General features: G+C 29.4%; 21 protein-coding genes and 1 tRNA gene. All 22 read left to right on the plus strand.

What is annotated here, in order from left to right; genetic code table 11:
* Positions 1 to 3 precede the first annotated feature (3 nt).
* The 22 genes from coaE to minD all read left to right on the plus strand — a co-directional run bounded on the left by coaE (position 4) and on the right by minD (position 19,878).
* On the plus strand, positions 4 to 606 hold the full coding sequence (coaE, locus tag I4U89_RS00275) for a dephospho-CoA kinase (RefSeq protein ID WP_195937707.1): 603 nt from the start codon (positions 4 to 6) through the stop codon (positions 604 to 606).
* Entirely contained in the window at positions 599 to 1,171 is a 573-nt protein-coding gene (locus I4U89_RS00280; RefSeq protein WP_195937708.1) for a lytic transglycosylase domain-containing protein, read from the plus strand. Before coaE ends, I4U89_RS00280 begins: the two co-directional genes overlap by 8 nt.
* The gene (locus I4U89_RS00285; protein ID WP_195937709.1) at positions 1,158 to 2,738 is read left to right on the plus strand and encodes an ABC transporter substrate-binding protein; all 1,581 of its coding nucleotides are present in this window, start codon (positions 1,158 to 1,160) and stop codon (positions 2,736 to 2,738) included. Before I4U89_RS00280 ends, I4U89_RS00285 begins: the two co-directional genes overlap by 14 nt.
* A gap of 63 nt (positions 2,739 to 2,801) precedes the next feature.
* Positions 2,802 to 2,888 (plus strand) — tRNA-Leu (locus I4U89_RS00290).
* Positions 2,889 to 3,036: 148 nt separating this feature from the next.
* Positions 3,037 to 3,249 carry a heavy-metal-associated domain-containing protein gene (locus I4U89_RS00295; protein ID WP_195937710.1) on the plus strand — a complete coding sequence of 71 codons (213 nt, stop codon included), beginning with the start codon at positions 3,037 to 3,039 and terminating at the stop codon, positions 3,247 to 3,249.
* A gap of 342 nt (positions 3,250 to 3,591) precedes the next feature.
* The gene (locus I4U89_RS00300; RefSeq protein ID WP_195937711.1) at positions 3,592 to 4,194 is read left to right on the plus strand and encodes a hypothetical protein; all 603 of its coding nucleotides are present in this window, start codon (positions 3,592 to 3,594) and stop codon (positions 4,192 to 4,194) included.
* A 79-nt stretch (positions 4,195 to 4,273) separates the two neighbouring features.
* Complete coding sequence (locus I4U89_RS00305) at positions 4,274 to 5,038, plus strand: endonuclease/exonuclease/phosphatase family protein (RefSeq protein WP_243279113.1); 765 nt, start codon at positions 4,274 to 4,276, stop codon at positions 5,036 to 5,038.
* A 105-nt stretch (positions 5,039 to 5,143) separates the two neighbouring features.
* On the plus strand, positions 5,144 to 6,076 hold the full coding sequence (locus I4U89_RS00310) for a hypothetical protein (RefSeq protein ID WP_195937712.1): 933 nt from the start codon (positions 5,144 to 5,146) through the stop codon (positions 6,074 to 6,076).
* A gap of 131 nt (positions 6,077 to 6,207) precedes the next feature.
* On the plus strand, positions 6,208 to 7,545 hold the full coding sequence (gene rsxC, locus I4U89_RS00315; protein WP_195937713.1) for an electron transport complex subunit RsxC: 1,338 nt from the start codon (positions 6,208 to 6,210) through the stop codon (positions 7,543 to 7,545).
* 21 nt (positions 7,546 to 7,566) lie between these two features.
* The gene (locus I4U89_RS00320) at positions 7,567 to 8,547 is read left to right on the plus strand and encodes an RnfABCDGE type electron transport complex subunit D (RefSeq protein ID WP_195937714.1); all 981 of its coding nucleotides are present in this window, start codon (positions 7,567 to 7,569) and stop codon (positions 8,545 to 8,547) included.
* Positions 8,547 to 9,125: an RnfABCDGE type electron transport complex subunit G gene (locus I4U89_RS00325; protein WP_195937715.1), complete on the plus strand. Its 579-nt coding sequence runs from the start codon at positions 8,547 to 8,549 to the stop codon at positions 9,123 to 9,125. Before I4U89_RS00320 ends, I4U89_RS00325 begins: the two co-directional genes overlap by 1 nt.
* A gap of 10 nt (positions 9,126 to 9,135) precedes the next feature.
* Entirely contained in the window at positions 9,136 to 9,729 is a 594-nt protein-coding gene (gene rsxE, locus I4U89_RS00330) for an electron transport complex subunit RsxE (RefSeq protein ID WP_195937716.1), read from the plus strand.
* A gap of 12 nt (positions 9,730 to 9,741) precedes the next feature.
* Positions 9,742 to 10,317, plus strand: a complete 576-nt coding sequence (gene rsxA / locus I4U89_RS00335) for an electron transport complex subunit RsxA (protein ID WP_092927272.1) — start codon at positions 9,742 to 9,744, stop codon at positions 10,315 to 10,317.
* Between the two features lie 15 nt (positions 10,318 to 10,332).
* Positions 10,333 to 11,304: an RnfABCDGE type electron transport complex subunit B gene (locus I4U89_RS00340; RefSeq protein ID WP_195937717.1), complete on the plus strand. Its 972-nt coding sequence runs from the start codon at positions 10,333 to 10,335 to the stop codon at positions 11,302 to 11,304.
* 198 nt (positions 11,305 to 11,502) lie between these two features.
* Positions 11,503 to 12,087, plus strand: a complete 585-nt coding sequence (locus tag I4U89_RS00345) for a Maf family protein (protein ID WP_195937718.1) — start codon at positions 11,503 to 11,505, stop codon at positions 12,085 to 12,087.
* Positions 12,088 to 12,131: 44 nt separating this feature from the next.
* Entirely contained in the window at positions 12,132 to 12,791 is a 660-nt protein-coding gene (gene radC / locus I4U89_RS00350; RefSeq protein ID WP_141664395.1) for a RadC family protein, read from the plus strand.
* A 29-nt stretch (positions 12,792 to 12,820) separates the two neighbouring features.
* Positions 12,821 to 13,897, plus strand: coding sequence for a rod shape-determining protein (locus tag I4U89_RS00355; protein WP_092927265.1), 1,077 nt, complete (start codon positions 12,821 to 12,823; stop codon positions 13,895 to 13,897).
* Positions 13,898 to 13,907: 10 nt separating this feature from the next.
* A complete protein-coding gene (gene mreC / locus I4U89_RS00360) occupies positions 13,908 to 14,804 on the plus strand; it encodes a rod shape-determining protein MreC (protein ID WP_334298957.1) in 897 nt (298 codons plus the stop codon).
* Positions 14,805 to 14,818: 14 nt separating this feature from the next.
* Positions 14,819 to 15,307 (plus strand): rod shape-determining protein MreD, encoded by a 489-nt coding sequence (gene mreD, locus I4U89_RS00365; RefSeq protein WP_195937719.1) that lies wholly within the window; start codon positions 14,819 to 14,821, stop codon positions 15,305 to 15,307.
* Between the two features lie 11 nt (positions 15,308 to 15,318).
* Entirely contained in the window at positions 15,319 to 18,318 is a 3,000-nt protein-coding gene (locus I4U89_RS00370) for a penicillin-binding transpeptidase domain-containing protein (protein ID WP_195937720.1), read from the plus strand.
* Positions 18,319 to 18,377: 59 nt separating this feature from the next.
* Positions 18,378 to 19,049 (plus strand): septum site-determining protein MinC, encoded by a 672-nt coding sequence (locus tag I4U89_RS00375; protein ID WP_195937721.1) that lies wholly within the window; start codon positions 18,378 to 18,380, stop codon positions 19,047 to 19,049.
* A gap of 31 nt (positions 19,050 to 19,080) precedes the next feature.
* Positions 19,081 to 19,878: a septum site-determining protein MinD gene (gene minD / locus I4U89_RS00380; protein ID WP_195937722.1), complete on the plus strand. Its 798-nt coding sequence runs from the start codon at positions 19,081 to 19,083 to the stop codon at positions 19,876 to 19,878.
* The last annotated feature ends 17 nt before the right edge of the window (positions 19,879 to 19,895 follow it).

Genomic DNA, 19,895 nt, shown 5'->3' on the forward strand with positions numbered 1-19,895 from the left:
TATATGCTAATATTAGGACTTACAGGGAATATAGGCTGTGGAAAAAGTAGCCTATCAAATATATTTAAGAGTAAAAATATAGAAGTAATAGATGCAGATATAATTTCAAGGAATATATTTGAAGATAATTTACTTCTTGAAGAAGTATTTGATAAATTTGGAATGGATATAAAAAGAGAGGATGGAACTCTAGATAGAAAGGCACTAGGCAATATAGTTTTCAACAATGAAGAAAAACTTATAGAATTAAATAATTTAACTCATCCTAAAATTTATGAGAAGATAATTAGTAAAGTTAAAGAATATAGATTAAAACATAAAGATATTATTTTAATCGATGGAGCATTATTAATTGAAGGTGGATATTTAGATGTAGTAGATAAATTATTAGTTGTAACATGTAATCAAGATAGGCAGATAGAGAGAATACAAAAAAGGGATAATTGTACAAAGGATGAAGCTTTAAGTCGAATAATGTCTCAAATGAGCCAAGAAGAAAAGGTTAAATATGCAGACTATACAATAGATAACTCTTATTCATTTGAAGAATTAGAGATAAAAGCTAACCGACTCATTGAATATATAAAGGAGAATTGGTGTGAATAATAAAAAGATACTTATAATATTATCTATCTCATTGATTATATTAACTGGTTTTTTAATAGAAACTAAAACAATACATAAAATTTTATATCCTAAAAAGTATTCAGATTATGTAGAAAGATACTCAAAAGAATTTAATATAGAAGAAAATCTAGTCTATAGTATTATGAAGGCTGAAAGTAAATTTAAAAAGGATGCCATATCTAATAAGGGAGCGAAAGGATTAATGCAAATAAGTGATATAACTAGAGATTGGGCTATAGAAGAGCTTAACCTAGAAAATAATATAGACATATTTGATCCTGAAACTAACATAAAAATAGGATGTTGGTATTTAAATAAGTTATATAAAGAATTTGGAAATTTGGATTTAGTTGTAGCAGCATACAATGGTGGTTCAGGTAACGTCAATAAATGGCTTGGAAATAATGAGTATAGCAAGGATGGTAAAATGCTTCACAATATACCATTTACAGAAACATCAAATTATGTAGATAAAGTCAAAAAAAATTATAAAAACTATAATAGTATATATTGCAAGGAAGGAAAAACTAATGAAAAAAACTAAGGTTTTATCTATAATCCTAGTTATAGCAATGATTGTAGTAGGATGTAGTTCTAAAATTGAAACTGAAGATAAGAAAGAAAGTAGTAAGGGTGATATAAATTCAGACTATATAAATTTAACTATGGTAAAGCCTGAGACTATAAATCCTATATTAAACAAAGACAAGTCTGTTGGGTATGTAATGAATCTAATATATGATAGCTTATTTACAATAGATGAAAATTACAACGTAGTACCACAGCTAGTAAAAGAGTATTCAATTGAAAATGGCGGTAAGGAAATAAATGTAAAACTAAAAGATGCAAAGTGGCATGATAAAAGTCCGGTTACATCTAGTGATGTTAAATTTACAGTAGACTTTATTAAAAAAAGCGAAGAAAATCCTTATACTGAATTAGTGAAAAATATAAAATCAATATATGTAATAAATGATAAAGAATTTAATATAAATTTAAATGAGAATTATTCATTTTCTATAGAAACACTTATATTCCCTATATTATCTAAAAATAATTTATCTTCTTTATCTAAAAAAGACATAACTAATAATAAGAATAATTTAATAGGAAATGGACCTTACAAAATAGAAAAATATGAAGAAAGAGATGGAATGTTCTTAACTAAAAATGAAGATTATTATAAAGAGATACCAAGTACAGCCAAGGATATAAGGGTAGGTGTAGTGCCAGATCAAGAGGCACAAGTTGCTATGGTTATGGCATTAGATAGTGATATAGCCAAGGTATCCTTAAATGATTTAAGTAAATTTCACGAAACTGAATTTAATATTACTAAATATGAAGGAAGAGATTATGAAAATATAATCTTTAATTACGATAATCCAATATTATTAGACTCTAACTTAAGAAAAGCCATAGCATATTCAATAGATAAGAAAAGAATATTAGAAGAAGCTTATATGGGAGATGCTAATATTGTTAATTTCCCACTTAATACAAGCTCAAAATACTATAATAAAGATATAAAATCTATTAATTACAATAAAGAAAAAGCTAAAGAATATTTAAGTAAAGTTAAATTTGATGGTGATAAGAGTAACTCAAAAGATCAAAAAGAAAACAAAGGTAATACAAAAGGTTCTTCAAAGATAAATCTAAAAATAGTTGTAAATAAAAATAATATAGATAGAGTGAAATCTGCACATATTATTTCAGAAAATTTAAAAGCTATAGGGATAAAATCTGAAGTTGATGAACTAGAGGGGGAAGAACTTGAAAAAGCTATTTCTGGAAAAAAATATGATTTAGCATTAGTTGGATGGGAATTATCTTTTATACCTGACGCAACCCCTATAATAAAAAGCTTAGATTATAAAGATGAAAAACTTAATGACTATATGGCTTCTTTAACAAGAGCAACTAATGAAAGTCAAGTTAAAGACATATATGACTCTATACAAAAATATGTAAATAACAATATTCTTATGATAAGTTTAGTTATAAGAAATGATTATATGGTTACAAATAGTAGAATAGAAGGTAAAATTCAACCAAATGATTTTGATGTTTATGAGGGTATAACAAATTTAACTATAAAAAATAAGTAAATTAATAAAAAAATAATTGACTTAAAAAAGCAAAAGGCATATCCTTTATAATATAAAGGATATGCGGAAATGGCGGAATAGGCAGACGCACTATCTTGAGGGGGTAGCGAGCTTATGCTCGTGCGGGTTCAAGTCCCGCTTTCCGCACCATTAAAAAGTAGGCATTATGTCTACTTTTTTTATATGTAAGTATTTATATTTAAATTAAATATTATTAAATTTTTTGAGAAAAATATAGACACAAGTTATAAAAAGTATGATAGAATACCCTTATAGGGTATATAAGGAGGTAATTATTATGAGAAAAAAATTACTTATAGATGGAATGAGCTGTGGACATTGTGTTAATCATTTAAAAACAGCATTAAGTGAAGATATACAAGGTGTAAATGTAATAGAAGTTAACCTAGAAGGGAAATATGCTATAGTAGAAATGGATGATTCAGTAAGTAAAGATGAATTAAAATCTGTTATAGAAGATACAGGTTATGAATTAGTTGGAATTGAATAATAAAAAATATGCACAACTGTAAGTTAACAGTTGTGCATATTTTTTTATATATAATTTAAACAAATAATATTTTGCGCAAGGGACAAAGTCGTTGGGACATGACCGAAGCGAAATTTTTATATAAAAATTTTAAAATAAAAAAAGACTTCTATTGGGGGAAATAATAGAAGTCTAAATGGGGGAGATTGAGTATGTTTGATTTTACATTAATATTATGTCCTTACATGAATAATATATACATAAATAATATAAAAAATCATTCATATAATTATAAATCCAATAGCAAAATTCACAATTAAAAAAATTTTTGAATATAATATAAATAATTAAGGGGGGAGTGTCGTGGATGAAAGAGGATATAGAGATGATTTAAGAAAAGTTATACTTGAAATGACCCAAAAAGATTTAGAAGGTAATGCATCTCAGAGAGGTATAAAAAAATACTTTGAAGGAAATATAGATAAAATAATAAATGAAAACATAAAAAAAGCATCAAGTGGCATGTCTTGTAATAATGTATATTTAAATATATTGAAAAGTGGATCTAATGAGAAAAATATATCCTTAATTGTAAAATCTATAAAATCACAAGATCTATTTAAATCTAAAAAAGAATTAATAAAATTTGCTAGATACTTAGGCATAAATGCCACAACAAAAAATTCTTACAATAGCATATTAAGAAGGATAGCTAACCATATTTATTCAAATAGAAATGAATACTCCAAAAGATATTTTTCATACCAAAAAGGGGGTAGAGAATATATTTTGGAGCCGGAGAGGATAAAAGAAGATTTAATTGAAAGTTATAAATCAAAAGCTAGAAATGATATGAAGTCTATAGCAAAACTGCTAGAAATAAGTGTTGATGATGAAGATAATGCGGAGGATATAAGAAGAAAGGTTATAAATTATATTATGAAAGAAAAACTAAATAAAAGATAAATATAAAGTTGAAGACGTCTTTAAGACGTCTTTAATTTTATAAAAAAGCATATAATATAAAATAAAACTATGATAGGAGTTGATATATATAAAAATCAGAAAGATAATAAGTCTTGCATGTGTATTTATATGTATATCTATAAGTGTAGTTATAGAAAGGATTTATTTTCCACCTAAAAAAGAATTAAAAGTAGTTAGTTATAATATACATAGTGGACTAGATAAAAATATGTTTCCTACATTATTTGATATTATAGATTTTTTGCGAGTATGTAACGCAGATATTATTTGTCTTCAAGAAGTAAATGAATCTGCTAAGTCTGGATTTCAAGTAAGTAGTTTCAAAGAAGAGTTAAAAATGTATTCTCATTTCGGCGCAAATGTAACTAAATTTGGCTCTAATTATGGGTTGGTTACATACTCTAAATATCCTATAAAATATGAAAATCATATATATTTAAGTAGTAAAAGAGAACAAAGAGGGATTCTTCATACAATAATAAATATAAAAGGAAGTAAGTTAAATATTATAAATGTACACCTTGGACTTGGGAATGAAGAAAGAGAGAGGCAAATAAATGAACTTATAGAATTTATAAATACATTAAATAATGAGCCATATATAGTTGTTGGTGATTTTAATCAAGGCAATATATGCATTGATAAAAATATTTTAAGAGATGCGGCTATAGAATTAGAAAAGTCAAATATATTAACTTTTGCAACGGGGCTTGATAGAATAGATTATATATTTGTATCCAATGATATTGAAATATTAGACTATGATGTGTTGATAAAGAGTATGTCAGATCATTATCCTATAATAGCTAAGATAAGGATATAAATTAATACAAAATAGTTATTTTTTATATTAAAGCCAAAAATTAATCATAATCTGTACAACCCTAAAATATATATTAGTAATAATAGTTTTAGGGGGGACAAACTAATGAATAAAAGAAAAACTATATATAGAGGTTTTAATAAAAGACGAAAGAAAAAAACTTTAAGATTAATTTTAATTATGATTCCTGTTATATCAATAGGAACATTTGGAGTTATAAAATTAAAAAATAGTGATATTGTAAAAAGTATAGATGAAAAGATTTCATTTTTTAAAAGTATAAATATTAAAGAGGACAAGTTTAAAGGATTTGAAGACTTTGGAATAAAAGAAGTTTCTGAAGAAAATAATAAAGAAGAAGTTGAAAAAAAAGTTGAAAAAGAAGAAGATGAAAACGTAGAAGGAGATGTTAAAGTTGCTATAGCAGATTCTTGGAGTTTATATACTATTCAAGTAGCATCAATAGATAATGAAAATGAGATGAATAAGATAGAGATTAAACTGAATGAAAGTAATTTACCTTTTTCTGTTATAGAAGTTGACGGCATAAAGAAAGTACAGACGTATTCATCATTTAGCAAAGATTCATTAAGAAATAATATAGATAGTGTTAAAAAAGTTTTTGATGATGCATTTATATCAGAACTTAAAGTACCAGTATTATCTATGAAGTATACAAGTAAGTACTCATATTTAGGTGAATTATCAAAATTTTTAAATGAATTGGTATCTAATTTTAAGTTAGAATCAGAATTTTGGGATAAAAATAATGAAAATATTGATGTAAAAGAATATAAAAAAATATTAACAGATAGAAAAAACATAGTGGATAATATGAAAAAAGAGGCAGATAAAATTGATTATAAACCAGCTGATTTATTTAAAGAGAATTTAATTAAGTATGTTGATGGTTTAGATGAAAAAATAAACATCTCTATGGAATCTATAGACAAGGGAGAGTATAGTATGGTAAAAAGCTTGTATTTATCATCGATGCAAGGATATTATAAATTTATAACATCAATAAGTAAAGCTTAAAAGGACTGTTTTATTAACAGTCCTTTTCTTTGTTGATAAAGTTTTAACAATAGTTAAGTTTTAATATGATATATAGTATACTTATACTAAGGGATAGGAATGTTTAAACATATAAGTAAGGGGGTAAAGGAATGAAACTCTTAACTTTCAAAGGAGGTATACATCCTCCATATAAAAAAGAGTACTCAGAGAAAAAGGCTATTGAAATAGCTAAGTCACCAAAGGTAGTTTATATACCACTTCAACAGCATATTGGTGCGCCCGCTAAAGAGATAGTTAAGGTTGGAGATTTAGTAAAAGTTGGGCAAAAAATAGGTGAGCAACAAGGATTTGTTTCTTGTAACGTACATTCTTCTGTATCTGGTAAAGTAATAGCTATAAAAGAACATGAATTAGCTGGTGGAAGAGGTACATGTATTGTTATAGAAAACGATTTTAAGGAAGAAATACACGAAAGCGTAAAACCAAAGGGAAGTTTAGAAGATTTAAGTAAAGAAGAAATTGTATCAATAATAAAGGAGGCTGGAATAGTTGGTATGGGAGGAGCTACTTTTCCAACTCATGTAAAGCTATCACCACCACCAGATAAGAAAATTGATACTGTTATATTAAATGGAGCTGAGTGTGAGCCATATCTAACAGCAGATCATAGGCTAATGCTTGAAAATCCAGAAGATGTAGTTTTTGGGTTAAAAGTACTTATGAAATCTTTAAATGTATCAAAGGGATATATAGGAATTGAGGTAAATAAACCTGATGCAATTTCTGCAATAGAAAAAGAAGCTCAAAAATATGATGATATTAAAGTTGTAGGTTTAGAAGTTAAGTATCCACAAGGTGCAGAAAAACAACTTATATATGCATGTACTAAAAGGGAAGTTCCATCTGGGGGGCTACCTATGGATGCAGGTGCAGTAGTAAATAACGTAGGAACAGCAGCGCAAATTGCCAAAACTATAAAAACAGGAATGCCATTAATAGAAAGAATTACTACTGTTACAGGTAGCTGTATAAGTGAGCCAAAAAATTTAGTTACAAAAGTTGGAACATTGGTATCAGAAATAATAGACCAATGTGGAGGCTTTAAAGAAGATAAGATAGTTGGCAAAGTAATAATGGGGGGGCCAATGATGGGACTAGCACAGTATACAATAGACATACCTACAAATAAGGGAACATCAGGTATATTATGTTTAGACGATGAAGAGTCTAAAACACCAAAGCCACAAAACTGTCTAAGATGTGGTAAATGTTTAACAGTATGTCCAGCATTTTTACAACCGTTATATATAAGTGCTTATTCTTTAAAAAATGATTTTGAAAGTGCAGAAAATTATAGAGCTTTAGATTGTATAGAGTGTGGATCTTGTTCATTTGTTTGTCCAGCAAGAAGACCGCTACTTCAATCAGTGAGAAATGCAAAAAGAGAAATTATTTCAAATAGAAGAAAAGAATCAGCTAAAAAATAATTGGGGCTAGGGGGAATTTAAATGAATAATAAATTGATTGTATCGTCTTCTCCGCATGTGAGAAGTAACCAAGATACGTCTTACATAATGAAACAAGTTATAATAGCTTTACTACCTGCTATGGCATCAGCAGTGTTTTTTTACAGGTTAAGTGCATTAAATGTTATTTTCTTCTGTACAGTGGGAGCAGTGGGATGTGAATTTTTATATCAAAAATTAACTAAACAAGATATTACTATAGGAGATTTTTCAGCAGTAGTTACAGGAATATTATTAGCATTTAATGTACCAGCATCTCTTCCATGGTGGATGTGTATATTAGGTTCAGCATTTGCTATAATAGTGGTTAAAATGGTTTTTGGTGGAATTGGAAATAACTTTTTAAACCCCGCATTAGGTGCAAGGGCGTTTTTACTAGCATCATTTCCAGTAGCTATGACAGCTTGGACGATACCTGGAGTTAACTGGGTAAGTTCTGGAAACATAGATGCATATACAACAGCAACTCCATTAAGTTTTCTAAAAAGTGGAGCAATAGGCATATCAGAATTAACATCAAATGGAATTAGCCTAACAGATATGGTAATAGGTAATATAGGAGGTTGTATAGGGGAAACATCAGCTATATTCATAATACTAGGTGGGCTTTATCTAATCTATAAGGGAATAATAAACTACATAATCCCAGTATTTTACATAGGAACAGTTTTTATATTAGCATTTATACTAGGAGGATTTGACATAAACTTTGCTATATATCAATTAGCGGCAGGTGGACTTATGCTAGGTGCATTTTTTATGCTTACAGATTATACAACGTCACCTATGTCCAAGACAGGTCAAATTGTTTATGCTATTTTAGCAGGAGTTATAACTATAGTTATAAGAATGTATGGTGGTTATCCAGAAGGAGTTTCATATTCTATATTATTAGCCAATGTAGCTACTCCACTTATAGACAAATACATGAAAGGTAGAGTATTTGGGGAGGTGGCTAAATAATGAAAAATATATTAAGGCTAGGAGCTATATTATTTACAATATGTGCAGTAGCGGCTTTAGCACTTGGATTTATAAATCAAATAACAGCACCAATTATTGAGGATAGAAATATACAAGCAAATAATGAATTAAGACAATTAGTACTTGAAGATGCAACTGAGTTTAAGCAATTAGATGAAAAGGTATTAGAAAATATCGATGGATTAGAAGAGGGGATAATATCAGAAGTATATGAAGGACTTAATGGAAACGATGTTGTTGGATATACTATAAAAACTTTGCCTAGTGGATATGGTGGAGTTATGGAGGTTATAGTAGGTATATCAAAGGATGGAAAAATAACAGGGGTAAATATTGGTAATATGGCTGAAACACCAGGACTTGGAACTAAAGCAAATGAACCTAATTTTAAAGGGCAATTTAATGAAAAAGAAGCTAAAGAACTTAGTGTAGTAAAAGGGAGTGCAACAAGTGATAATCAAATAGCTGCGATTTCAGGAGCTACAATAACATCTGAAGCCGTAACTAGGGGAGTTAATGCAGCAATAAAAGTATTTAATGAAAGCTTGAATAAATAGGGGGAAGAATATGAGATTAGCTAAAATATTCAAAAATGGTTTAATAGATGAAAACCCAGCCTTTGTCCAAGTAATAGGTATGTGTCCAACATTAGCTGTTACAACATCAGCTATAAACGGGTTAGGTATGGGATTATCTACAACAGCTGTTTTGATTTGTTCAAATATAGTTGTTTCATTAATTAGAAAGATAGTACCAGATAAAATAAGAATACCAGCATTTATAGTAGTAATAGCAACATTTGTTACAATAGTTGGTATGCTTTTAAAGGCATATGTACCTTCGCTTGATAAAGCATTAGGGCTTTTTATACCTTTAATAGTTGTTAACTGTTTAATATTGGCACGTGCAGAAAGTTTTGCATCTAAAAATAGTCCTGTTGAATCAGCTATAGATGGATTAGGTATGGGACTTGGGTTTAGTATAGCATTAACAGTTTTAGGAACTATAAGAGAAATACTTGGAAATGGAAGTATATTTGGAATGAGTATATTTGGAGCTTCATTTGAACCTATATTATTATTTATACTTCCTCCTGGAGCCTTTTTAACATTAGGTTTTCTTTTAGCAGGATTTAATAAAATAAGAAGTAAAAAAGCGTAAGGGGTGGATTAAATGAATTTAGTACTTATATTTTTAAGTGTAGTTCTTGTTAATAACGTTATAACAAGTCAGTTTTTAGGTATATGTCCATTCTTAGGAGTTTCCAAGAAAGTTGATACTGCATTAGGTATGGGAGCAGCAGTTACATTTGTTTTAACACTAGCATCAATAATAACATACTTTATACAAGAACTATTGGTTATAACTAACAATGAGTTTTTACAAACTATAGCGTTTATACTAGTCATAGCATCTATAGTTCAGTTTGTTGAAATGGTAATACAAAAAATGAGTCCAGCCTTATATCAAGCGCTAGGTGTATTTTTACCATTAATAACAACTAATTGTGCAGTTTTAGGTATAGCTTTAGTGAATGTAAATGAGGGGTATAACTTAATTGAAACTATAGTCAATGGATTTGGTGCAGGCATAGGATTTACATTAGCTATAGTATTATTTGCGGGAATAAGAGAGAGATTAGAACTAGCAGATATACCAGAAAGTTTTAAAGGGTTCCCTATAACACTTATATCAGCAAGTTTAATGTCTATTGCTTTTTTAGGATTTGCTGGATTAATAAAGTTATAAAATAGGGGGGATAATATGTCTATACTTAATTCGGTTTTTGTTTTAGGAGGTATGGGGCTTATATTTGGAGCGATACTTGCATACGCTTCTAAAAAGTTTTATGTTGAGGTAGATGAAAGAGTTGAAAAAATATTAAGTATACTTCCAGGAGCTAATTGTGGAGGATGTGGATTTCCAGGATGTGGGGGATTAGCAAATGCAATAGTAGACGGTAGTGCCCCTGTAAATGGATGTCCTGTTGGAGGTTCTGATTGTACTTTAAAAATAGGAGAAATAATGGGAATATCATCCCAAGAAGGTGAGAAAGAAGTAGCAAAGGTTATATGTAAAGGAAGATGTGATGTAGCAAAAGATAAATATACATATGAAGGTATTTATGACTGCAGATCAGCTGCTACATTAAACTCTGGAGCTAAATTGTGTAAATATGGATGTTTAGGTCTTGGAACATGTAAAGACTATTGTAAATTTGGTGCTATATCTATAATAGATGGATTAGCAGTAATAGATGAAGAAAAATGTGTAATGTGTGGAAAATGTATTGAAGTTTGTCCAAAGGGCATAATATCTAAAAAGCCAGCAAAACAAGAAATTGTAGTTGAATGTAACAGTAAAGATTTTGGAAAAGAAGTCAAGGAAAAATGTAGTGTTGGGTGCATAGGATGTGGAATTTGTGCTAAGGCATGTAAATTTGATGCAATAGAATTTGAAAATAAAATTGCTAAAGTAAATTATGATAAATGTGTAGGGTGTATGGTATGTGTTGAAAAATGCCCAACCAAAGTTATAAAAGGTAGCTTAGAAAATAGAAAAAAAGTTATGATAGAAGAAAGCCTATGTATAGGTTGTACTATTTGTAAAAAGCAATGCAAGTTTGATGCCATAGAAGGGGAATTAAAAGGAAAACATAAAGTTGATAAGGAAAAATGTGTTGGATGTCATTTATGCCTAGAAAAATGTCCTAAAAAGGCTATTAAAACTACATAATATGGATAAGATAAAGGTATGGTTTTTTCCATACCTTTATTTTTTTATGAAATTATAATAAATTTATAAATAAATAAAATCGACTCATTGAAATATAACAATTATGTTACAAAAATCGTTCGACATTTGTGTTGAATTTTTTACAATATAATGATAGACTAAATAAGTACAATTCTAAGTACCAAATGAGGTGATAAAATGAATATAATCTTAGCGTCAGCATCTCCTAGAAGGAAAGAAATTCTAGAAAATATCAACGTAAAATTTGATATAGTTAAAAGTGATATAGATGAGGTTATATTAGAGGATGAGTTACCACCTCAAGTGGTAATGAGACTTGCATTTGAGAAAAGTATGGATGTAGCAAAATCAAATCAGGAATCTTTGGTTATAGGAGCAGATACAATTGTTGTATTTAATAACAAAGTATTAGGGAAACCAAAGGACAAAGAAGATGCTAGAAATACTATTAGGTTATTATCTGGAAATACTCATGAAGTAATAACAGGTATTAGTTTAATTAATTTAAGTGCAAATAAAAAGATAATCGATTATGTAGTTAGTAGAGTTAAATTTAAGGATTTATCAGAATATGATATAAATGATTATATTAATACTGGTGAGTCATTAGATAAAGCTGGAGCATATGGAATTCAAGGGTATGGATCATTACTAATTGAGGAGATACAAGGTGATTACTTCAATATAGTTGGATTACCTATATCAAAGTTAAGTGATTTAGTCAAAAAGAACTTTGATATAAACTTTTTTTATGGAGGATGATATAACTGAAGGATTCTTTTGATGTTAAAATGACTTTGAAGGATATGACATTAGAAGAAAGACCTAGAGAAAAGATGCTTGTTAAAGGAGAAAAATGCTTATCTAATTCAGAGTTGTTAGCAATTATTATCCGAACAGGCACTAAATCAAAAAATGCTATTGAATTAGCTAATTATATCATAAATAAAGACACTCAAGGTATAAGATACCTAAAGGATATGACCATAGAAGAGTTATGTGAAATAGATGGAGTAGGACTATCTAAAGCAACGCAAATAAAGGCAGCGTTAGAACTAGGATCTAGAATAGCTAGTTTTAAGCCTAGCCGATATAAGGTAAAAAACCCTTGGGATATATACAAGTATTATATGGATATTTTAAGATATGAAAAGCAAGAGGTTTTTAAGGTGGTTCTTTTAAATACGAAAAATGAAATAATATCAGATGTAGAAGTATCAAAAGGTACTTTAAATTCTTCTTTAGTACATCCAAGAGATGTATTTAGAGAGGCTATAAAACGAAGTACAAATAAGATAATTCTAATGCACAATCATCCATCTGGTTCTGTTGAGCCATCAAATGAAGATAAAAACATTACATCAAGACTTATTAAGTGCGGAGAGCTAATAGGAATAGAAGTAATAGATCATATAATCATAGGTGACGGATTATATTTTAGTTTTAAAGAGAGTATGATAATCTAATTGGATATAGTAAGGAAGGAGAATTAAGTATGTCTAAGGAAAAAAAAGAAAAAAAAGAGAAAAAAGGGTTAATGTCAATGTTTGGATTTAAAAAGATGACAAAGGATATGGGTATAGATTTAGGTACAGCAAATACTTTAGTTTATATAAAAGGTCAAGGTATAGTAGTAAGAGAACCATCTGTTGTTGCTATAAGAGATGATAGCAAGGAAGTTTTAGCAGTTGGAGAAGAAGCTAAAAAGATGATAGGTAGAACACCAGGTAATATAGTAGCTATAAGACCTATGAAAGATGGGGTTATAGCTGATTTTGATGTTACATCAGCAATGCTTAGCTACTTTATACAAAAAGCAGCAGCTAAAAAGGGTGTGGTAAGTCCTAGAATAGCAATATGTGTACCTTATGGCGTTACAGAAGTAGAAAAAAGAGCTATAGAAGAAGCTGCAAGACAAGCAGGAGCAAGAGATGCATACTTAATAGAAGAACCAATGGCAGCTGCTATAGGAGCTGGTCTTAGAGTTGAAGAACCAGAAGGAAATATGGTTGTAGATATCGGTGGAGGTACTACTGAAATAGCTGTTATATCTTTAGGAGGTATAGTTACTGCCAAGTCAATAAGAATTGGTGGGGATGAGTTTGATGAGTCTATAGTAGCATATGTTAAAAAAGAATATAACTTAGCTATAGGTGAAAGAACAGCTGAAGATGTTAAAATAAGTATAGGATCAACATTTAAAGGTGATCAAGAAACTAATATGCAAATAAGAGGTAGAGACTTAATATCAGGTCTTCCTAAAACAATAGAAATAGGATCAGCAGAAGTTAGAGATGCATTAAAAGAGCCTATAAACTCAATAGTAGATGCGATAAAATCAACTTTAGAAAAAACACCACCAGAATTAGCATCAGACATAATGGAAAATGGAATAATGTTAACTGGAGGGGGAGCATTACTTAGAGGTCTTGATAAGTTAGTTAAACAAGAAACAGGCATGCCTGTTACAATAGCAGAAAGCCCACTAGATTGTGTTGCTTTAGGTACTGGTAAATCAGTAGAAGACCAAGAAATATTTGAAAAAGTATTAATGATGAATGCAAGAAAGTAATTAAAAGTTGGTGATATCTTTGAGATTTGATAAAAATAAAAAAGGGAAGAAAAAGATCAACGTTAAAGTGATAGCAACAGGAACTGTTGCTATCACTTTAATTGGAATTATAGGAATATCAATAGGCAAATTTTCAGGTAGAAATCCAATAGGTCCAGGACCTATTTTAGATGCTGTGTCTGTTGTAGAAGAAACTTTTAATAAGGGTTTTAAATTCCTGGGTGATGGTCTTGGTGATCTAATTAATTATAAGAAAAATGCTAATAAAATAGATAAGCTAGAAAAAGAAAAGAATGAGTTAAAATTAGAAATAGCGAAATTGAATAAAAAACTAGATGAAGTAGAATCACTAGAAAGTTTAAAAAAATCATTAAACTTTATAGACGAGAAGTATGAAGCTAAGTCTATAGCAGCTAGTGTTGTCTCAAAAAATGATGGTAACTGGTATGAAAGTTTTGTACTAAGTGCTGGTAGTGCAGACGGAGTTAAAAAAGATAGTTTAGTAGTAAATGGTAGTGGTCTAGTTGGTATAGTATATGAAGTTTCTAAAAACTATAGCAAAGCAGTATCATTACTTGATAGTAAATCATCAGTAAGTTTTAGACTATTAAAAGACTCTAAATTTAAAGGAGTATTAACTCAAAACTCTACTTTAGACAATAAGGAAAACTACAAAAATAAAGGTTATCTATATGGATATATGTTTGATAGTAATTATGATGTAATTCCAGGTGATGTAATTGTAACGTCAGGACTTGGGTTATATCCAGAAGGTATACCTATAGGTGAAGTTGATAAAGTTATAGATGATAAGAATAAATCTATGAAATCTGTAGTTGTTAAACCTTATGCTGATTTTAAAAATATAGATGATGTTAGAATCATTGAACCTAGAAATATAAGATAAAGGAGACTATAGATATGAAAAGAGTTTTACTTTGTCTTTTAGGTATTTTGTTAGTTATAGTAGAAGGTAGTATTACCAACTACATAAATATATTTAGCGTAAGCTTTAATATAGTAATAATATATATGACGATTATATCTTTGTATTTGGATGAATTAGAAGCGGGTATAATAGGTGCTATAGTAGGTGTAACTAAAGATATAGCTGTAGGTGGAATATTTGGAGTTAATGGTTTAATACTATTTTTAACTTCTTATACAATAAGCCATTTAAAAGATAAAATATATAAGGAAAGTAGTATAACTATATTTGCGTTAGTTTTTTTAACTACTTTAGTTAATTCTATTGTAAATATAGCAACTACGATCTTGGTCTATAACAGCTATGGAATAATTAAGTTACTAATTACGGGAATTTTAATAATGCCTACTTTAAATAGTCTGTTAAGTATTATTTTATACAAAATATCTAAAAAATCTATATTAAAACTAAAAGAAGATTAGTTGGTGATTTAATGGAAAAAAACAAAAAGATAGATAGATTATTGATAATAAAAAGAATCATCATATGTGTATTTATAGTTATTTCCTTTAAAATTTTATATATGACTATTTTTAGATATGACCATTATAAAGAATTAGCTGAAAATAAGACATATAAGGAATTGCCTATAAAAGCCCCGAGGGGAGAAATAAGAGATAGATATGGACGTTTAATTGCAGGAAATAAAAATTTATTTACTGTACAAGTATCTGCAGATGGTATAAATAAAAAAGGAGCAGATAATAAATCTATGGCTAATGAAATATCATTAGACATAATCAAACTTTTAGAGTCTAATAAAGAAGAATATATAGATGAATTCCCTATATACTTTAAAAATGGTAAATTCTACTACACATTTGATGATAAAATAGATAAATATAAAGAAGAAGAAGGTATACCAAAAGAGTTAAATGCTAAAGAAAGTTTTTATTTTATTGTAGATAAGCTAATTAGCGAAGGTGTACTTACGAAAGAAGATAGAAATTTAGACCCTAGTAAGCTACAAAAAAAGCTTAATGAAAATGGAGAATATCCTCCTATACTTGTAAGTAAATGGATGTTTACTGAAGAGAAGAACAAAAAAGACTGGTTAGAAAGTTATAAAATAAAAAATCCTGATATTAGTGCTAAAAATGCATTTAGAGATATTAGAAATGACTATAAGATAGACCCTAAGCTAAGTAATACGGATGCTAGAAAAATACTTATAGTTAGGGATCTTATAAAATCTCAAGGCTATTCTAGATATAATCCAGTTACCATTGCAAAAGATATAAATCAAAATACAATATCTCAAATTGAGGAAAAAGGAATGGAACTTCCAGGGGTATCTGTGGCAGTAGAGCCAGTTAGATATTATCCAGAATCAAATTTAGCTTCTCATATAATAGGTCATATGGGTAAAATGCCATATAATCAAGAAGAGAAATATCTAAATCCTGAAAAAGAAGGTAAAAAGTACTCAAAGGGAGATACAGTAGGTATAACTGGTGTTGAAAAGAGTTATGAAGAGAAGCTTAAAGGTGTTGATGGGCACAAAAAAGTTCAGGTAGATGCATTAGGTAGAGTAACAAAAGAATTAGATGTACAAGAACCACAATCTGGAGATACTGTATATCTAAGTATAGATAAAGATTTACAAGAAGTTGCTCAAGATGTACTAAAGAGAACTATAGATGTAGCTAGAACAGCAGGAACATTTAAAAGTCCTTTTGGAAATAAAAGTTTTTCACAAGCTGCACCACGTGCAAATTCAGGAGCTGTAGTAGCTATAGATGTTAAAACTGGGGATGTGCTAGCCATGGCTAGTTATCCAGACTACGATCCTAATAAATTTGTAAATGGTATATCTTATGAAGATTATGAAAAATTACAACCTAAAAATAAAAATGATGTACTAGCACCTAACGCTCAAGTAAATTTAGCTACTCAAGGGGTATTCCAACCGGGTTCTACATTTAAGATGGTTACGGGTATGGCAGCTATAGATAATGGTATGAATCCAAATTATACAATAAATGATCCTGGTGTTATAATGCTTGGAAATAGACCTTTTGCCGATTATGTATGGCATAAGTCAAGAAGTAATCATGGAGCAACAAATTTATACAAAGCAATACAAGAATCATGTAATATCTATTTCTACACAATAGGTAGTGGTGAAAATAGAGTAGGTGGAAAAGATCCTAATGTAAAAATAGGACCAAATGATACCCTTAAATATGCTAAATTATTTGGATTAGATGATTATACAGGTCTTAATGACGAGATAGATGAAAAAAAGGGTAGTGTACCAAGTATAGAAACTAAATTAAAATCAGCTAAGGCTTTACTTAGATCATATCTAGAAAAAGAAATGAAAAATAAGTTTACTGATATAACTAAGGAAAAAAATGAAGCTGAATATGAAAAAAGAATAGATGAAATTGTTAGCTGGGCAGATGAGCCAACTACAGTCACTAGAGGTGAAGCTATTGAAAGGCTTGCTAAATTAAATGTAAAAGAAAAAGATATAGAGCCTTTAGCTGATGAAATAGTATTTAATCACCTAAAATTTGCTAAATGGAGTATAGCAGATACATTTAACTTATCTATAGGACAAGGTGAGAACCAATACACTCCAGCTCAAATGGCAAGGTATACTGCAGCAATAGCAAATGGTGGAGATTTAGTTGATTTATCAGTTATAAATAGAGTTGTGCCTAGTGATTACAAATCTGTTGATATTGACGAAAATAAAAAAGAAAAGATACCATTTAAGAATAGTGAAAATCTAAAGCATATAACTGAAGGTATGAAAAGAGTTACGACTTCAAGTTCTGTTAAGAGTTTATTTAAGAACTTCCCTGTTAGTGTAGCGGCAAAAACAGGAACCGCTGAGAAAAGTGGTAAGATACCTACAGAAAATGAAGTTGATTATTTAAAAAGTCATATGGGATCTTATGGAGTGGCTTTAGATCAAGCGCTAAGTCTTGCGGAAACTCTTAAAGAGGGAAGAGAGCAAGAGTTGTCAGAGGAAAGAGAAAAAGAGTTAAAAGAAGAACTAAAATCTAAAGATATAACTGAAGAAAGAAAGAAAGAAATAGAAGAAGAGTTAAAAGAAGGTGTAAGCGTTAAATTAGAAAAAAATAATGATAAAATAGACGCTGCATATTTAAGGAAAGCTATAAAACAATTAAACCCTAATATAACAGACAAAGAAATAGATAGATATAAATCAGACTATGATTCCTTTGCATGGAGTGTAGGGTTTGCACCAGCAGATGATCCAGAGATAGCAGTTGTATGTATGATACCTCAAGGTGATTCAAGTACTTATGCAATGTTACCTGTAAGAGAGTTAATAGGAGCATATCTTGGATTGACAGATGATTATTTAGCTGCTAATAAAGGTACTGCTAAGAAAGAAGAAAGTAGTAAAAAGTCGAATAATGATGATATAAATTTTGCTTCTCAAATGAAAAAATAAGAGGAAAAAAATATTTTTTGAAGAATATATAAAAATGATACATCACTCTGGAGGTTGTTATGTCTTTTAAAGAGTTTAATACCAGAGAACTTGTAGAGTTCAAGGGTAGCAAAAGAGGGATAATTGTAAATATAAAGAAAGAAGCCTCTTTTGAAGAAATAAAACAAAGTATAATAAACAGGCTAGAGTCATCAGTAGGATTTTTTAATGGAGCTAAAATATGTGAGATTAATTGTGATTGTTTAAGTGATATACAAATTTTAGAGATAAAAGAACATATATCATCAAGATTTGATGTTGAATTTATTGATGATGAGTATAAAAAAGAAAAGTATGAATTTAAAACAAAATATGTCAATAATCTAAGATCTGGTGAAAACATAGAGTTTGATGGAGATGTAGTAGTTATGAATGATATGAAATCAGGATCACAAGTAAGCTCAAAGTCAAATGTAGTAGTTATGGGAAATGTAGATCCAGGTGCAAGAATAGTAGCTAATGGAAATGTTATAATAATGGGAAGTGTTAAGGGGTTTGTCCATGCAGGTTCAGATGGAAATGAAAGTGCTTATGTAGTAGCTAACCACCTAGATGCTAGAATATTACAAATAGCAAATAATATAGCTGAAGCTCCAGAAGATGAGTTTTTTGAAGGAAAAACAATTAATCCAGAAATAGCTTTTGTAAGCGATGGAACTATAGTCATAGAAAACTATTCAAATAAAGTTTAAAAATAAGTATTAATCCATAGGGGGTAGTAACATGAGTGAAGTTATTGTCATAACGTCTGGTAAAGGCGGAGTAGGAAAGACTACTACCGCAGCAAACTTAGGAACTGCTCTAAGTTTGGAAAATAAAAAAGTAGTTATAGTAGATGCAGATATTGGTCTTAGAAATTTAGATGTAGTAATGGGACTTGAAAATAGAATTGTTTATGATATTGTAGACGTTGTAGAGGGAACATGTAGATTAAAACAAGCTTTAATCAAAGATAAAAGATTTGAAAATTTATATTTACTTCCTGCAGCTCAAACAAGAGATAAAAATGCTGTATCTGTTGAGCAAATGCACGATTTATGCCAAAAACTTAGAGAAACATTTGATTATGTATTAATAGACTGTCCTGCCGGTATAGAACAAGGTTTTAAAAATGCCATAGCAGGAGCAGATAGGGCAATAGTAGTAACTAATCCAGAAGTTTCTGCAGTAAGAGATGCAGATAGAATAATAGGATTATTAGAAGCCAATGAAATAAAAACAATAGAATTAGTGATAAACAGAATAAGACACGATATGGTAAGACGTGGAGACATGATGGACAAGCAGGACATAATAGAAATATTGGCTATAAAGCTATTAGGATTAGTTCCAGATGACGAAAGTATAATTGTATCTACGAATAAAGGTGAACCTGCGATACTTGATTCTAAATCATTAGCAGGGCAAGCTTACAAAAATATAGCACAAAGAATATTAGGTAATGATGTACCTATATTAGAGGTAGAAGCAGAAAGCGGATTTTTCAGCAAAATAAAGAAGATGTTTGGTATGGCTAAGTAGCAAAGGGGGGAGTATAT

Origin of the sequence: Romboutsia sp. 1001713B170131_170501_G6, assembly GCF_015668195.1 — a bacterium.
In the GTDB taxonomy this organism is placed as follows: Bacteria; Bacillota; Clostridia; order Peptostreptococcales; family Peptostreptococcaceae; genus Romboutsia_C.

Excerpts from the sequence above, each read along its gene's own strand:
- minD (WP_195937722.1), top strand. The coding sequence starts at position 19,081 with ATGAGTGAAGTTATTGTCATAACGTCTGGTAAAGGCGGAGTAGGAAAG.
- I4U89_RS00320 (WP_195937714.1), top strand. The coding sequence starts at position 7,567 with ATGAATAATAAATTGATTGTATCGTCTTCTCCGCATGTGAGAAGTAAC.
- I4U89_RS00325 (WP_195937715.1), top strand. The coding sequence starts at position 8,547 with ATGAAAAATATATTAAGGCTAGGAGCTATATTATTTACAATATGTGCA.
- rsxE (WP_195937716.1), top strand. The coding sequence starts at position 9,136 with ATGAGATTAGCTAAAATATTCAAAAATGGTTTAATAGATGAAAACCCA.
- I4U89_RS00370 (WP_195937720.1), top strand. The coding sequence starts at position 15,319 with ATGGAAAAAAACAAAAAGATAGATAGATTATTGATAATAAAAAGAATC.
- rsxA (WP_092927272.1), top strand. The coding sequence starts at position 9,742 with ATGAATTTAGTACTTATATTTTTAAGTGTAGTTCTTGTTAATAACGTT.
- I4U89_RS00295 (WP_195937710.1), top strand. The coding sequence starts at position 3,037 with ATGAGAAAAAAATTACTTATAGATGGAATGAGCTGTGGACATTGTGTT.
- I4U89_RS00285 (WP_195937709.1), top strand. The coding sequence starts at position 1,158 with ATGAAAAAAACTAAGGTTTTATCTATAATCCTAGTTATAGCAATGATT.
- I4U89_RS00345 (WP_195937718.1), top strand. The coding sequence starts at position 11,503 with ATGAATATAATCTTAGCGTCAGCATCTCCTAGAAGGAAAGAAATTCTA.
- I4U89_RS00355 (WP_092927265.1), top strand. The coding sequence starts at position 12,821 with ATGTCTAAGGAAAAAAAAGAAAAAAAAGAGAAAAAAGGGTTAATGTCA.
- I4U89_RS00340 (WP_195937717.1), top strand. The coding sequence starts at position 10,333 with ATGTCTATACTTAATTCGGTTTTTGTTTTAGGAGGTATGGGGCTTATA.
- radC (WP_141664395.1), top strand. The coding sequence starts at position 12,132 with ATGACATTAGAAGAAAGACCTAGAGAAAAGATGCTTGTTAAAGGAGAA.
- rsxC (WP_195937713.1), top strand. The coding sequence starts at position 6,208 with ATGAAACTCTTAACTTTCAAAGGAGGTATACATCCTCCATATAAAAAA.
- coaE (WP_195937707.1), top strand. The coding sequence starts at position 4 with ATGCTAATATTAGGACTTACAGGGAATATAGGCTGTGGAAAAAGTAGC.
- I4U89_RS00310 (WP_195937712.1), top strand. The coding sequence starts at position 5,144 with ATGAATAAAAGAAAAACTATATATAGAGGTTTTAATAAAAGACGAAAG.
- mreD (WP_195937719.1), top strand. The coding sequence starts at position 14,819 with ATGAAAAGAGTTTTACTTTGTCTTTTAGGTATTTTGTTAGTTATAGTA.
- I4U89_RS00375 (WP_195937721.1), top strand. The coding sequence starts at position 18,378 with ATGTCTTTTAAAGAGTTTAATACCAGAGAACTTGTAGAGTTCAAGGGT.